Raw genomic sequence first — 18203 nt, forward strand, 5'->3', positions numbered from 1 at the left:
TTTTGAGTCTATTCTGAATAATTGAGTTACCGCGTATTCTCGGTATCCGTTGCTCTATCAACTAAAGCATCAACCGATATTTCCTGCAACAACGCATCAATGCACTCCCCTAACCGACGGCGGTTCTCGGCATCCGCCATCATAGTGACATGATCGCCATCCACTTTTTTCACAACCAGCGAATGTGCCGGCAAATAATGTTCCCATCCCAGTGCCGAGTTATCCGTGCGGTTAAAGCCCTGAGGTTTGATAGCCTCCCAATACCGAATCAGATCGTCACTGCGCATGGGTGGCATTTCTTCTTTGGCTTTGAATAAATGCACTGTCAGTTCCGATGGCGAGATTGTTGTTGCGCCAACCAAAGTCGCATAATGATAACGCTGGTTCCACAACAACAGCTCTGCCTGATGATCGTCCATCTGTGTACTGATCCCCCTTTCTTTCAACGTTCTGAGCGCAGCCTGTAACGGCATCTCACGAAGTTGTGCCAGCAAGGCCAGATCAAGATCGGCATGCTCCACTTCAAGCCAGCTCAGGAAAAGCGCTGTTACGCTGCTCATCGCCTGTTGTGGCCGCATGGTATCAAGCAGTCCCAGCAGAGCCACTTCTTCCCCTTCCCTTTGCAATTGCAGTGCAACCTGATAGGCAAGAATGCCGCCAGACGAATACCCGAACAGATGGTACGGCCCACGCGGCTGTACCTGACGAATCAGCGCGATACTGGCTGCTGCCATACCGGCCATAGTCTCGGGCAACGGCTGCGCCCTATCCGGCCAGGGTACGGCATAAACAGGATGGTCCGGGTTAATGACTTTCGCTATCTCATACACGTAGGAATGATCACCAAAGCCTGTGGGCAGAAAGAACAAGGGGGAACGTATGCCACTGCGGCGAGCCGGTAATGCGCTTCGCGGGCGTCGCTCGCCGAACTGGTTATCGAGCTGATCAGCCAAATCGGCCAGTACCGGATGATCAAATATGGCCTGTACCGAAAGGCTCAGACCAAGCGGCTGTGCCATGCTCACCTGGCGCACCGCCAGCAGGGAGTGACCTCCCAACTCAAAGAAATGATCGTAACGGCCCACCTGCTCTATTCCCAGTAAATCTTGCCACAGTTGAGCCAGCATTATTTCAGTGTCTCCCTGAGGCGGCACATAGTCTGCGTCCGCAACAGCCTGACCTTGCGGTGCAGGTAATGCACGTCTGTCCACCTTACCATTCGGTGTCAGCGGCAGGTGCTCGAGCCAGATGTAAGCCGCGGGCAGCATATAAGCCGGCAGAGACTCCGCCAGATACCTGCGCAGTGCCTGTGTGTCCGGAGCTGATGCACCGTCATTGAGTGTCAGCCAGGCAACCAGATGCTGGCCATCACCCAGAGGATATAGATCGACCACCACATCACGAACCGCAGCATGTGCCCGCAGATATTGCTCGATTTCGCCCATTTCGATCCGGAAGCCGCGAATTTTCATCTGCCGGTCGTTGCGTCCCTGATATTCCAGACTACCATCCGGCAGATAACGCACCAGATCACCGGTCCGGTACATGTTAGCTCCTGCGTTGAATGGATCGGGCAGGAACCGCTCAGCACTCATTTCCGGACGATTCAGATACCCCAGAGCCACGCCGACACCACCAATATAAAGCTCACCCACAGCGCCACGAGGAACAACCCGCCCCCGCGCATCCAGTACATAAGCACGCGTGTTACCTATCGGCTTACCTATAGGTAAACGATCACGATCATCAAAGTGCTCGATATGCGCCGCGGTAGCAAAAGTCGTTGTTTCGGTTGGCCCGTAGGCGTGGATCAGCTTTACCGGTCCCTGATATTGCAGCAGCGTCGCGAAAGCGGCCGGGTCTTCCTTCTCGCCGCCGCAAATCAAATATCTGAGCTGAGACAAAGTGCTGCCAAGGGTATGAACATATTGATTAAACAAAGCGGTTGTCAAAAATAAGGCCGTGATCTGCTGCCTTTGCAATACCTCCGCAAAGGCTTTGGCATCCAGGACGGTTTGCGGGGAGATGACCACCAGCTGACCGCCATTGAGCAAGGCTGACCACACTTCCATCGTTGACGCATCAAAGGCCGGATTCGCTGCAAATGCGACAATGTCTGTCTCGTTGAAGTCCGCATAACCGTTGTTGATCACGAGCCGGCTGACGCCCTGATGCGGTGTCATTACACCTTTAGGCTGACCGGTCGACCCTGAGGTGTACATGATATATGCCGTTGCTGTACTTGACCGCGGCCGTTCAGGGTTGTCAGTGCGCTGGCTGCGCTCATCAGCTAAGACATAAGACAGTGCATCATCACCCGGCTGTTCTGCAATCATGATACACGCACCGCAATCACGGATGATCCATGCCTGCCGGGATTCCGGTAGCTTGGGATCAATAGGCACGTATACCGCGCCGGCTTTGAGTACAGCCAACTGCGCCACAACCAGATCCAGGCTGCGTCCCAACCTGACCGCCACCGGATCACCGGTTTGGAGACCCCGTTCAATCAGGACATGGGCCAGTTGATTGGCCTGAGTATTCAACTCGGCATAACTTACAGAACGCGGCCCATCAGTAACGGCAATCGCATCAGGATTAGCGCGTACCTGCTGTTCAAACACAGTATGCACACAGCAGTCTGCCGGATAAGCCGTGGTCGTCTGATTCCAGGTTTCCAGCTGCAAGCGATACTCAGCATCGGTGACTATGTCCAGCGTATTGACAGGCAAATCAGGCGTTGTATCCAGAGCATGAGACAATGAAATCAGCGCCTGCAACATATATTCGCAAACCCTGACTGCCTCAACCGGCTGACTGATTTGCGCTGTCAGGCCGAGTGAATCGCCGCCATCTTCAACTGACATAACAAAGGGATAATTGGTTCGTTCTTCAGCACTGAGCAGTTCAATACCTGCCGGTAAAATTAACTCGTCACCCTGGTTATGGCGGTAGTTCAGTAACGCGCTGAACAATGGTGCTCCTGCCGGCAGACCACTGCAGCGCTGAGCCAGTGCCAGAGGCGCATGCTCGTGCTCAAGCAAACCACTCAAATTCTGGTGTGCCTGCTGCACCGCGCTCACTACATCCTTATCATTAATATCCAGGCGAAGCGGCAGCGTATTGATGAACAGTCCCATCGCCTGCTCTGCACCTTCACCGGCCTGCATCCGACCAAGCAATACAGTGCCGAATACCACAGTATCCCGACCCGTAACGCGAGAGAGCACCTGCGCCCAGGCCAGATGGCAAAGACTGGCCAGGCTGACTCCCAGCTTGCGTGCCTGCTCTCGCAAAGTGCGATTGAGATCGCCGGGAACAGGCAACTGCGAGGTCACAACGCGCTTGCCGTCTCCACGAACATCATTCAGCCCGAATGGCAGCACTGGCTCTTCGATATCAACCAGCATCTGGCGGAAATACACCTCATGCTGTGTCTGACTCATCCCCAGCCGACTTTGTGCAATAACATTTCGGTATGGTGGCGCGGCCGTCAACTCACTGGATCTGCCAGCCAGAATAGTGGCAATCTCACTTTCAATCAGTGCCGACGTTGAATGATCGCCGATCAGATGGTGCCATTGCTGCAGCATGAGCCAGCGACCGTCTTCGTCCTGACTGACCACCATATTCAGCAGCGGCGCCTTCGTCAGATCCAGGCGGGAACAACGGGAGTCAAAGCGAGCCAGTAACTGCTCTGCCACTGGCCCGTCGGCCGGATTCAGCGCGACGTCACTAACAGGTAAAGCGGCATGGCGCCAGACTACCTGCACAGATTCTGACAGGCCATGACTGAGAAAAGCAGAACGCAGAATATCATGACGATCAACCACTTGCTGCATAGCCGACAACCAATTGTCGAGCCGTTGGCGACTGTCAAAGCGCAGTAAAGCGGACAGCAGGTAGGTATCACCCTGTTCATTCAGTAAATGGTGGAAATAAATCCCTTCCTGCAATGGCGACAAGCCATAGATATCCTGCACATTACCCACACCGCCCGGCACCGTCGCCACTATCTGCTCAATGTCCTGCTGATTCAGATTTGCCAGTGGGACTAATTCAGGAGTAATACTTGTGATGCCGACAGTGATCCGGTTCTCCGGAATCCGGATTTCCTGCTGAGAACCCAGCGCTGCAGCCAGTGAGGCCAGCGTGGGGGCAGAAAACAGGGTTTTGACATCCGCGGCAAGCCCCTGGCGACGGAGTTCAGCCATCAGTTTCACCACAAGCAATGAATGACCACCCAGCTCGAAGAAATTGTCATTCCTGCCAATGTATTCACGTTCCAGTATTGTTGCCCAGATCTTAGCAAGCAAGATTTCCGTTTCACCTTGTGGCGCCGCATAAGCACGGCCAGCCTCTGATCCCGGCAAAGGCAGCGCTCGGCGATCCAGTTTGCCGTTAGGAGACACCGGCAGCGCTGTCATATATACAAAGGCCGATGGGATCATATGTTCAGGCAGACGCGCGCTCAGGAACCGGCGTAATTGTTCAGTCAGCGCAGATCTATCATTGTCTGTCTCAACCGCCACTTCAGGAACAACCCAGGCTATCAAGCGTTTATCGCCGCTGGTACCGGCCGGCGCATCAACAACCGCATCTTTTAACGCAGGATAAGCACCGAGCTGAGTTTCGATTTCGCCCAGCTCAATACGGAAACCACGAATTTTCACCTGATGATCATTGCGTCCGAGAAATTCCAGACTGCCGTCAGCAAGATAACGGACCAGATCGCCTGTGCGGTACATACGTCCCGGCGGATGGAAAGGATCGTCAAGAAAACGCTCAGCCGTTAACACTGGCTGATTGAGATAACCACGAGCCACCTGAACCCCACCGATATACAGCTCGCCGACAGATCCCTTAGGGACAGGCTTACCGTAGTCATCCAGCAGATACACGCGGGTATTACTGACCGGACGGCCAATTGAGGGAACCGGAGCATTAAGATCCAGCGGTGCCGATGTTGCCACCACAGTCGTTTCGGTCGGCCCGTAGTTATTCACCACAGTCAACCCTGCCGGGACATCCAGCGGCCAGCGGCGGACACTGTCTCCGCCAATCAGCAACTGACGCAGCGACTGCGGCACAGTGCCGCCTGCCAGGGCAGCTTCAGCAAGCGGCGTCACCATGAAGGAAACCTGTGCGCCACTGTTTTGCCACCAGTGCAGCAAGGCATCGCTGTCACCTTTTACCTGCAGCGGCGGCATCAGTAACCTTGCTCCCAGTGACAGGGCCGGCCAGATTTCCCAGACACAGGCATCAAAACCCAGTCCCGCCATGCAAGTGCTTTTCTCCCGCGCCTGCAGCCCGGTTGCTTCAGCATGCCAGCCAATCAGGTTGAGCAACTGCGCATGCTCAACCATCACCCCTTTCGGGCGTCCGGTAGAGCCAGAGGTATAAACCACATAAGCCAGATGTTCAGGGCAAACCACTGTGTCTGGCGCACCAACAGACACAGGTGTTGCCAGCGGCTCATCCAAAGCCAGTACAGGAACCTGAACATCACCCAGCGATTGACGGCCGGCCGAGTCGGCCAGCAAAAGCACCGGGGCGCTGTCTGTCAGAATATAATGAAGCCGTTCAGCCGGATAATCCGGATCCAACGGCACATACGCTCCTCCTGCCTTTAACACGGCCAGCAACGCAACAATCATGTCTGGCTTCCGGGCAGCGCAGACGGCCACTCTTGTTTCAGTGCCGACACCACGGACAATCAGTCCGTGGGCCAATCGGTTTGCCCGGTTGTCCAGCTGACCGTAACTCAGCACTTCATCACCGCATACCAGTGCAACAGCCTGAGGAGATCGGCTGGCCTGCTCCTCAATCAATTGATGCACACTGGCAGCGCCGCGATAGACACGTTCAGTCTGATTCAGACCATCAAGCAACAGCTTACGTTCGTTGTCAGACAAGATATCAACCTGCGACACCGGCTGGCTGACATCTGCCGCCATCGCTGTCAGCACCGCCAGCAGATAATCACCAATACGCTGTGCAGTTCCGGCCTCAAACAATGCAGTGGCAAAATTCAGCACACCGGTGATCTGCTCACCGCTCTCTTCCAGTGCCAGGGTTAAATCAAATTTGGCGATATCGTACCCGAGTCCGGCCTCGGCCACCTCCAGCCCTGGCAACCTGATGTCGCGAACCGTGCCATCCTGCCAGGACAGCATCACCTGAAACAGCGGTGTTCTGTCAAGCTGACGAGGCGGATTGAGCGCCTCCACCACCTGCTCAAAAGGTAAATCGCTGTTTTCACGCGCCGCCAGTACGGCCTGTCTGATCCTTGTCAGCAAGGTATCCAGAGAGGGATCGTCACGCAGGTCGATATGCAGGGCCAGGGTACTGACAAAGAAACCGACAACAGACTCTACCTCCAGCCGCCCGCGGTTGGCATCGGGCATACCTACCACAACCTGCTGCTGCCCCGACAGCCGCGACAGCACGACACCCCAGGCAGCCAGTACCGTCATAAAGAGCGAGGTGCCGTGTTGCTTGCTGAGGTGGCGCAGTGACTGGGTCAGCGCCTCATCTATCTCAAGCGGCACTTCTGCGCCGGCAAAAGACTGAACCGGAGGGCGTGGTTTGTCCGTCGGCAATGTCAGTTGCGTCGGTGCATCGCCCAGCGAGTCACGCCAGAACTGTGTCTGCCTGTCCAGCTGATCCTGACTGAGAGACTCTCGCTGCCAATGGGCATAGTCAGCATACTGCAGCCTGAGCGGTGGCAAAGGATTCTCCCGGTTGTGACTAAACGCCTGGTATAGCTCACCCAGCTCTTTGAGCAGGATTTTGGTTGACCAGCCATCTGAGACTATGTGATGGCAAACCAACAGAAACAGAGTGTGATTGTCCGTGATCTGCCAGACATGGGCGCGGACCAGTGGTCCGTTGTTCAGATCAAAGGGTGCAGCCATCTCTCGACGAGCTTCATCCATCGCCCGACGCCGGGCGTCCGCTTCCGATTCGGCTCGCAAGTCATGCCATGACTGGGGCATAGCCTGCTCAGGAAGGAAACGCACCTGAGGCTGATCTCCCTCCGTTGCTACCATACTGCGCAGGCTTTCATGACGTGAATACAAAGCATCCAGACTCTGGCTGAAGGCTGTTTTATCAAGTGCCCCCGTCAATACCAGTGCTAACGGGATATGATAGGTTTCGCTGGTGCCTTCGATCTGACTCAGAAACCACAATCTTTGCTGCGCAAACGATAAGGGCACAGGCTCCTGCCTGGAAACAGGCATCACAGGACGCTGCCGGATATCTCCCTCTCCCTGCAACTGTTCGGCCAGCACATGCAGCACAGGCGTTGAGAACAGAGATGGCAGTGACAGCGTCCAGCCAGCCTGTTCAATCCGGTTGGCCAGTTGTACCGCCAGTAGAGAATGCCCGCCCAGGTCGAAGAAATTATCATTGCGACCCACAGATTCAACACCCAGCAAAGAGGCCCACAAAGCAGCCAGCAGGCACTCCTTTTCGCCTTTCGGCGGCTCATAGACTTCGCGGTTCCCGGCCAGCTTTTCCGGTGCCGGCAGAGCACGTTTATCCAGCTTGCCATTGGTTGTCAGCGGCATTTCGTCCAGACAGACAAATGCTGCGGGTACCATATAGTCCGGCAGACGGTTTGACAGGAACTGACGCCATTGTGCGGCCAGTGTTTCCCTGTCAGTCTGCCCCTTAGGAACAACCCAGGCCACCAGCCGTTTATCGCCATCGGCAGCCTGCCAGGCATCAACGGCCACATTGGCCACCTTCGGATGGGCAAGCAGTGCCGCTTCCACTTCACCGCATTCAATGCGGAAACCACGAATTTTGACCTGCTGATCGTTACGCCCTAAATATTCCAGCTCACCGTTTGACAGATAACGGGCCAAATCGCCTGAGCGGTACAAACGCCCGCCGTCATGAAACGGGTCATCAAGGAAACGCTCTGCATTTAACGCCGGCCGGTTCAGATAGCCGCGTGCGACGCCGTCACCGCCCACATACAATTCACCGATCGCGCCGTACGGCACCGGCTGACCGTGCGAATCCAGCAGATACAGACGAAGATCAGAGAGACGATGCCCGATCGGGCTGCCGCTGGCATGAATATCTGACGGTGACATGACCCGATAAGTCACATGTACCGTTGTTTCGGTAATCCCGTACATATTCACCAACAACGGCGCATCAGCACTGTGGCGGTCGTACCAGGGCGCGAGATCGGCCGGGTTGAGCATTTCACCGCCAAAGATGATGTATCTGAGCTGGTGTGGTGTATCATCCTGCGCCTGAATAAAGGCTTTGAACGCGCTCGGGGTCTGGTTCAGCACAGTGACACCACTCTGACAGACAAGGCGGTAAAAGTCCTTTGCAGAACGGGCTGTTGCCTGTGGCACCATCACTAAGCGGCCACCGTGTCTCAGTGCCCCCCAGATCTCCCATACAGAAAAATCAAACGCAAAGGAGTGGAACAGACACCAGACATCCTCAGCATTGAAACCGAAATCGGCATCTGTGGCTGTAAACAGGCGGTCAACCTGGCGGTGCTCAACCATCACTCCCTTGGGCTGGCCTGTTGAGCCGGAGGTGTAGATAACATAGGCCAGACTGGCCGGTGATAAGCCCGCAACCTGCGGATCACGGCTATCCCCTGCCAAAGGCTTATCCAGCGACAGCAGAGGGATCGCTTGCTCTCCGAGAGCAGACCGGCCCGCTTCATCGGCCAGTAACAACACAGGATCAGCATCCTGAACAATGTATTGCAGACGTTCGTCGGAATAAGCCGGATCTAACGGCACATAGGCTCCCCCTGCTTTAAGAATGGCGAGAATAGCAACGACTGTGCCGATCCCCCGCTCCGTGCACAACGCAACCAGAGTATCAGGCCCGACGCCTCGCGCGATCAGTTCATGAGCAAGCTGATTGGCCTGCTGGTTCAGGGACTGGTAACTCAGATGCTGGTCGCCGGACACCAGAGCGATGGCATCCGGTGTTTTCGCTGCTATCGCTTCAAATCTATGGTGGAGACAACACTGCTCTGTAATTTGATTTTCAGACTGATTACTGCCATCTAATAACCACTGACGTTCAGTATCCGGGAGAAGGTTAATGCGGTTAACCGGCTCTGACACACCTTTTGCCATCGCGATCAATACCTGACGCAGATACGCAACATAACGTTCAGCCGTGGCCCGATCGAACAGGGCGGTTGCGAAATACAGTGCCCCTGTGACTTCCTGGCCGTGATCGGTGAGATCCAGTGTCAAATCATACTTAGCGGCCGCGTAGCCCGGTGCCAGAGGCTCCGCATCCAGTCCCGGTAAACGAATGTCGTAACCAGCATTTTCCTGCCAGGCCAGCATTACCTGAAACAGTGGGGTATAAGCACGTTGTCGTGGCGGATTAACCTGCTCAACCACTTGTTCAAACGGTAAGTCACCATTTTCCTGCGCCGAGAGCAATGTCTCGCGAACTTGCTGTAACAGTGCCGGGCACTCAATGTCGCCGGACAGATCCAGCCGCAACGCCAGTGTGCTGACAAAGAAACCCATCATGGGCTCGGTATCTAACTGCCTGCGGTTGGCATCCGGCGTACCAATAACGACATCCTGCTGCCCCGACAGCCGGGACAGCACTATGCCCCAGGCGGCCAGCACAGTCATAAACAAGGTAGCGCCATTGCGCTGGCTGAACTGGCGTAATGCCTGGGCCAGTTCGCCTTCGAGGCGGATCGCAACCTGATCCCCGGCAAACGACTGCACGGCCGGACGAGGACGGTCTGTCGGCAACGTCAGTAAGACCGGCGCATCATTCAGCTGTTGTTGCCAGTAATCTGCCTGACTCGACAAGCGCTCTGGCGTCAGCCACTGACGTTGCCAGCTGGCATAATCCGCGTACTGCACAGGTAACGGGCGTAACGGATTCGGTTCACCTTGTGTAAAAGCCTGATATAGGGCTGCCAGTTCACGCAACAAGATGCCGTTAGACCAGCCATCGGACACCAGGTGATGACAGGTAAAGGTAAAGATCTGCTCGTCATCACTGAGCCGGATAAGGCCAACACGCAGCAGAGGACCATTCATTAAGTCAAACGGTCTGGCTGCTTCACTCGCGGCGATCTGGAGTGCCTGCGCGTCTGCCTTGTCTGTATCGGATAGCTGACGCAAATCATGCACAGTCAGCGGCAGTTCAGTCGCAGACAGGATCTGTGCACTGGGCTGGCCATCATGGCTGGTAAACACAGTGCGTAACGCTTCATGGCGCGCATAAATGGTATCCAGGCTGCGTTGCCAGCACGGAATATCCAGCGAACCCCGTAGGCGTACCGCCAGTGGCATATGATAGATTTCACTCATGCCATCCAGCTGTGTCAGAAACCATAATCGCTGCTGGGCAAACGACAATGGCAGTCGTTCACCTCGTGCAGCAGGCTCAATGGGCGGTAATACGTCAGTATTGTCTGTCGTCAACTGGCGGGCCAGTTGATGCAGCACAGGGTTGGCGAACAATGCTGACAAAGCCAGCGGCTGGCCTAACTGCTGCATCCGGTTAGCCAGACGTACGGCCAGCAACGAATGGCCACCCAACGCGAAGAAGTTATCATCCCGGCCTACCCGCTCTACCCCAAGCAAGGCTTCCCACAGGGTTGCCAGTTGCTGCTCAGTTTCATTTTCGGGAGGTGTATAGACAGCACGCGACTGGCTCTGCGCCTGAGGTTCCGGCAATGCACGGCGTTCCAGCTTGCCATTGGGCGATAGCGGTATTGCGTCAATCGGTATAAAAGCAACAGGCACCATGTAATCCGGCAGCAGACCGGTCAGATAGTCCCGCAATCCGGCTTCGTCCGGCTTACAGTCGTCACCAGCCACAAACCAGGCAATCAGGCGCTTGTCACCATGTCTGTCACTGCGGGCGTCCACAACGACATCGTGCACCTGCGGATGCGTCAGCAATACAGCCTCAATTTCACCACATTCAATACGAAAACCGCGGATTTTTACCTGCTGATCATTACGACCCAGATATTCAATGTTGCCATCCGGCAGGTAGCGTGCCAGATCACCGGTCCGGTACATACGTCCGCCATGTTCGGCATTGAACGGATCACTGAGAAACCTTTCAGCGTTCAGTTCAGGACGATTCAGATACCCGCGTGCGACTTGTATCCCTCCGATATACATTTCACCCACCGCGCCTAGAGGTACAGGCTGACCGTATTTGTCTAACAGATAAATACGGGTATTTGCGACCGGGCGACCAATAGGAACGGTCACCAGATCTGTCTCGCGAGAACAATGCCAGGCGGTCACATCAATCGCGGCTTCGGTCGGCCCGTAAAGATTATGCAATTGTACATGTGGCAACTGACGGTAACATGCCTTCACTAATGAGGCAGGTAGCGCCTCACCACTGCAGATAACCCGCGTGACAGGCTGACAGCGTTCTGCCGCGCCGCTGCAGGCAAGAAAGCTTTGCAGCATGGAAGGTACGAAATGCAGAGTTGTTACCTCGTAACGGGAAATGGTTCGGCTGAGATAATCCGGATCTTTATGCCCTTCCGGACGTGCCATCACCAGTCTGGCCCCGTACATCAGCGGCCAGAAAAATTCCCAGACTGACACATCAAAACCAAACGGTGTTTTCTGAAGTACCGTATCCTCTGCGGTCAGCCCGTAAGCTTCCTGCATCCAGATCAAGCGGTTAACTATACCCCTGTGCTCATTCATCGCGCCTTTCGGTTTACCTGTTGAACCCGAGGTATAGATGACATATGCCAAATTATCAGGCTGAGACCGTGGCGCTGGATTCTCGCAGCTCACATCAGATGGCAGGTTGCCGTTTAACGACAGTTCAGGAATAGCGTGCTTGCCGAGCGCATTACGTCCGGCTTCATCAGTCAGTAGCAAAACGGAAGCAGCATCTTGCAGAATGTATTGTAACCGCTCGCCGGGATAAGCCGGATCCAGAGGAACGTAAGCCCCACCGGCTTTCAGGATGCCAAGCAGGCCGATCACCATTGCCAGACTTCGCTCAGCGCAGACAGCCACCCTGCTGTCTGGCCCGACGCCAAGTGCTATCAGGGTGTGTGCCAGTTGGTTTGCTTTCGCATTGAGCTGGACATAGCTCAATGCCTGACCGTCAGAAACCTGATCTTCACAGACCTGATCGTCAAAAACCAAGGCAACGGCATCTGGTGTGCGTGCCACCTGCGCTTCGAACAAGGTATGCAGGCATACGGACTGAGGATAATCCCTGGCAGTGCTATTCCAGCCATTAACGAGCATGGCATACTCATTGTCCGGCACAACCGGCAACTCACAAACCGGCAGATCCGGCGTATAAGCCAGCGCATTGGTCAATGCACTCAGCGCCTGCTGCATATAGCCACATACCCGCTCAGCGTCTATCGGCGCAATAACCTGAGCCGTCACAGACAGCCTGTCCATACCGTCATCCACCGACAGCATAAAGGGGTAATTGGTTCTTTCTTCTGCAGAAATCAGGCTCACCCCTTCAGGCAGAGGCAGGTTGTCACCTTCGTTGTGACGATAATTGAGCAATGCACTGAATAAGGGTGTTCCTGCCGGTAGACCACTGCAACGCTGCGCCAGCGCCAGTGGGGCATGCTCATGGGCCAGCAAAGCACTCAGGCTTTGATGAGTCTGGCGAACAGCGTCTTCTGTACCGCGGTTATCCATTTCCAGCCGCACTGGCAAGGTGTTGATAAAGAGGCCCAATGCACTTTCAGCCCCTTCACCGGACTGCATACGCCCCAGCAACACAGTGCCGAAAACCACACTGTCCTGACCGCTGGTTCTCGCCAGTACCTGTCCCCACGCAAGATGACAAAGGCTGGCAAGGCTCACTCCCAGTCGTTTTGCATGTACCCGCAACGCCTGATTCAATTCAGCAGGCAGCGTCAGGCTTGCTTCATTGGTTTGCAACCCATCACCGTAAACATTACTCAGACCAAAAGGCAGCACAGGTTCAGACATATCGGCCAGCATGCGACGGAAAAACGATTCATGCTCGCTGTCACTGACGCCCAGCCGGGCTTGTGCCACCGCATTGCGAAAAGGTTGTGCCGGTTTCAGTGCCGTTTGGTTACCAGCCATAATTTGGCTGACCTCTTCAACCATCAAGGCCAGCGTCGTATGATCACCAATAAGATGATGCCATTGCTGTAACGCGCACCAGCTGCCGTCCTGCTGTTGCGCAATCACAACATGCAGTAACGGCGCCTGCGTCAGATCCAGCCGGGTATGACGGGGATCATAACGTGATGCCAATTGCTGGCTGATCTGCCCCTGGGTCGGGTCCAGCAACAGCTCTGTGACATTGAAAGTAGCCTGTCGCCACACGACTTGTACCGGAGAGGCCGTACCAGATGCCACAAAAGCAGTGCGCAGAATGTCATGGCGGGTGATAACCTGCTGCATGGCAGCCAGCCAATTATCCAGACGTGACCGGGTGTCAAACTCTAAGGTAGCGGACAGCAGGTAGGGATCGCCTTTTTCTGCTAACTGATGGTGAAAATAGATCCCCTCCTGTAACGGAGAAAGTGCATAGATATCCTGCACATTGCCGACACCGCCCGGCACACTGTTAATAATCGCAGCAATCTCTTCCTGAGCAAGATCAGCAAGCGGCAGCATGGCTGGGGTGATCGTTTTACTGTCAGCCCGAATCCTGTTTTCAGGTACAGTCACATCAGCCTGGGGAACCAGCGTCTGTGCCAGTACCGACAGCGTAGGGGCAGAAAACAATGCCTGCAAATCTGTCGTCAAACCGGCCTTACGCAGTTGAGCCAGCAATTTGACCACAAGCAAAGAGTGGCCACCCAGTTCAAAAAAGTTATCATCGCGGCCGACACGTTCAACACCCAGCAGTTCCTGCCAGATACGCGCCAGTAACAATTCTGTTTCCCCCTCGGGAGTAACGTAAATCGTTCGTCCGGCTTCCGTCAAATCCGGCGCAGGCAGAGCGCGGCGGTCCAGTTTGCCGTTCGGCGACAAAGGCAAAGCTTTCAGGCAGACAAACACAGTGGGAATCATATAGTCAGGCAGACGTCCCGCCAGAAACGCTGGCACCTCATTCTTCAACTCTCCCCACCCGGACTCCTCTGCTGATACCAGCCAGGCAACCAGCCGTTTCTCTCCTGTGCTGTCTGCCAGTGCATCGACAACCGCATCACACACAAGAGGATGCAACACCAACTGCGCTTCAATTTCGCCGGGCTCGATCCGGAAGCCTCGTATTTTCACCTGATGATCACTCCGGCCCAGGTATTCAAGGCTGCCATCAGGCAAGTACCTGGCCCTGTCACCAGTCCGGTACATTCGCCCTCCCGGCTTGAAAGGATCATCGAGAAATCGCTCAGCTGTAAGTTCAGGCTGATTCAGGTAACCGCGGGCAACCTGTTCACCACCAAGATACAATTCGCCAATCGCCCCCAGAGGCACTGGTTGTCCCAGTTCATCCAGCAAATATGCACGCGTATTAGCGATCGGGCGGCCAATCGATGGTACTGCAGCACCTGTGTGCGGATTTCCCGATGTGGCGACAACTGTAGTTTCTGTCGGGCCGTAGTTATTCAGTAATGTCAGGTCTTGCGGGATGTCCAGCGGCCAGCGGCGAATACTGTCGCCACCGATCAGCAAAGTTCTCAGTGTCACAGGAAGATGACCGCCTGCAAGGGCGACTTCAGCCAGAGGCGTCACCATGAAAGATATCTGTGCGTCACTGTTACCCCACCAGCGCAACAGCGCATCGCTATCACCGGATACCTCTCTTGGCGGCATCAGCACTGTGGCACCCAATGCCAGAGCCGGCCATATTTCCCACACACAGGCATCAAAACCCAGACCCGCCATACAGGTAGTGCGCTCTCCGGCTTTCAGTTCTGTCGCTTTGGCATGCCAGTGAATCAGATTGAGCAACTGGCCGTGTTCGACCATCACCCCTTTGGGCTTACCCGTTGACCCAGAGGTGTATACCACATAGACCAATTGATGGGGCTGGACTTGCCTCGCCAGGTTTTCAGATGAAATCGTCGCAGGTAAACCGGCTTCCAGCTCCAGCACAGGAACATGATGGGCACTTAACGCCGAACGGCCGACAGCATCGGCGAGCAACAACACAGGACGGCAATCATTCAGAATGTACTCCAGCCGCTCACCAGGATAACTGGGATCTAATGGAACATACGCCCCTCCGGCTTTGAGTACTGCCAGCATGGCCACTATCAGTTCCGGACTGCGAGAGGCACAGATTGCGACCCGGGTTTCCGCCCCCACACCATAAACCAGCAGTTCATGCGCGAGGCGGTTTGCCCGCGCGTTGATCTCGGCATAACTGAATTCGGTATTTCCGCAACACAGTGCAATGGCATCAGGCGTTTTCTCTGCCTGCTCTTCAAACATGGCATGCACGCAACTCACCGGCGGGAAATCAGTTGCTGTTGCATTCATCTCCTCCAGCAAGTAATAACGTTCGTTCGCATTCAGCAAACTCAGCTCACCTACTGGGGTATCAGGTTCATTACGTGCTCGTTCAAGGACAAAAAGCAGGTGTGTACTGAGCCTGTCCACCTGCTCATTGCCAAGTACAGCCTCGTCATACAGCCAACGGAATCTGTGCCCGGTTTTATCGATTTGCAGCAGTACGCCGACCTCAATCGGGCAGTCAGTAGCCGCAGAAAGCTCAGAAAGTAATTCGACCGCCAGTGGCCAGCGGGCAGCAGACGTCAGTAAAGCATGGAGCTCAGGATGGAAAGGCAGATGCGCCAGCACACGGTCATATTCCGTTTTCAATAATTGCCGGGCAGCTGAAAAGTGCTGTGTCATATCCAGAGAAACGTGCATCGGTAACACAGCATCGGCTAACAGACTGTTTACCTGCCTCTGTAACCAGCCAATCTGGAAATCAGTTTGATCGCCCATTCGGGCCAGATAAACAGCAACAGCGCTCAGAAAAGTCGGCAGATCGGTCTCTGATGACTGCCAGGCCGTCGCTTGCCAGCTTGTCACTGACGGAGCGAGTTGACAGGCCGGAAATGCCGATGGCATGGGTTGCTCCAGACGGGACTGCCAAAAAGAAACAAAACCTTTCCCTTCGGCAAACAGCCCGGTCAGGCAAACAGCCTGCTCTTCGCTCAGTACAGGCAGACGCTGCCCCGGCTCCAGCTTGCACTGCTGCGCCAGTTGTTTCCCTGACAGCATTTTGCCGGATGCGTTAAACCAGCCACCAATGCGAACGATTCCCCGGGCTGTCGCAATGTTCCATCCCTGATCGTCAATATGCAGTATCGTGCCCGGTAATGCCGTGGTCTGGCCTTCGCACAGGTCCACAGTGTCGATACCGATCAAACCGTCCTTGAGTGCCAGTTTAACCGGACAAGCTTGCGAAGGATGACCGATGGCATACGAGAGCCGCTCCAATGCCTCAGCGGATTGTTCCCAGCACAGCACCCCACCCGCAACAGGCTGAAGGCGGGATACATAAAAATTATCCTGCAAATCCGCCGCATCCGCTTTAGCAGCGAGGCGCACGACATCTTCAAGCTGGCTGTCAGGTTTATGGCAAAGTGACTGAAGAATGAACTGAAAGCGGCGCTGCAGGTTGTCAAGCTGCGCCAGAGAATGGATATGCGGCGCATCAACAAACATGACATCCAGTTCCTGGGCCTGTCTGTCTTCAAAAAACAGAATCTGCATATCGCTGACCGAGATATTCCCGCCATAATGCCAGCGCGTTTTACATTGCCAAAAGCTATCACCGTTATCAAAAGTGACGATATTAATCGCAGGGCCAAACCATGACGCATCGGCGGCGTTTCTGTCCCGCCGGATATCCTCGCCCCGGTAGAGTTGGCGCCGAACCGTTTTCCCCATCTCTGCCGTTACCTGCCGGGCCAGATTCTCAAGCGTATCATCCGAGGTTAAGCGCAAGATCAGCGGAACCACATTGGCGGTCATACCTATGCCATTTCTCTCCCGGGTTCCCGCTACCGGCAGACTGAAATTCAATTCAGTGTGGCCTGTAACACTGTAAAAACAAGCCGCCACTGCCGTTGTCAGTATATGTGCACGGTGAACACCGATTTGTGCCGCACATTGATCAATCTGATCCAAATCAGCCTTGTCGAGCACATACTTACTGATGTTCATTGCTGAATAAGGGACGTGTTTTTCTTTGCGGGTTAGAGTGTGAACGGAAGACGCGGTGTAGTGCTTCCAAAACAGACTATCCTTGCCAAGTCGTGCCGAACCCCGATATTTTTTATCGTTCTCATAAAGCTGGGCAAAGCCACAGCTTTCAAACTCAGGAATAGGTTGTTGGCTCGCCAGCGCATTGTAAGTCAGCACAATCCGGCGGCTGAATTCTTCCCCGCTTCTGCCATCAATCAGCATATGATGTATGCGGCGGTAAAAAATGCATTTATCTGGTGCCAGACTCAGGACAGCAAAATGATACAAATCGTGCTCCAGGACAGAAACGACCCGGTCAGCGTCATTGCGCATCCATGCCAGTGCAGCGTCTAATGGATTATGGCTGGAAGAGAAATCATACCAATACAGCGGTTCAGTCGCTGGCTTCGCACGGTATTGATAAAGTTCGCCGTCCTTTTCAATAAATCGCGCCTGAAGAGCAGGTATATCGTTAATTGTTATCTCTACGGCCTGACGCAACAGCGAAACATCCAATGGCCCTTCTATCACGCCATAACCCCAGAAATTGAAGGGCTGCGTTTGAGACATGGTTTCGCTCAGCCAAAGCTCATGCTGGGCCGTCGTAATCCCATGCAAAGTATGTTGCTCTGCACCGACAAAATAAAAAGACTGAAGGCTATTATCGTTTAACTGAGCCTGCTTATTCATAATATTCCCTATCTTATTGTCAATACGCAATGGAACTCACCGTTCAGCCAACATAAAAAATGCGCCAACTGACAGAACGATTGGTAATAAAAAGTGAGGGAACAGATTTGTCCCAACATGACTAATGAGTGATATCAGCTATTACATTCAGGTATTTACCGGATGATTCACAGCGTAAAGAAGTGTAGGAAAGAGAATTTAACTTGTCTAAGCAGCATTCAGCAGCAGGAGACATTTTTGCGTGTTGTAAGTGGAAGTGATGTAATTCTCTGTAAATGAGAAGATGAATAATTAATAAAAACCGAAGACACTCAATGCTCATAAAAACAATGAGATAAG

1 protein-coding gene is annotated in these 18203 nt (G+C 54.3%); it reads right to left on the reverse strand.

Annotation, left to right across the window (positions count from 1 at the left end; translation table 11 throughout):
* Positions 1-26: 26 nt before the first annotated feature.
* Entirely contained in the window at positions 27-17864 is a 17838-nt protein-coding gene (locus tag H511_RS23135) for a non-ribosomal peptide synthetase (protein ID WP_051288063.1), read from the reverse strand.
* Positions 17865-18203: the final 339 nt, after the last annotated feature.

It is taken from the genome of Photobacterium halotolerans DSM 18316 (genome assembly GCF_000425165.1).
GTDB lineage: Bacteria > Pseudomonadota > Gammaproteobacteria > Enterobacterales > Vibrionaceae > Photobacterium > Photobacterium halotolerans.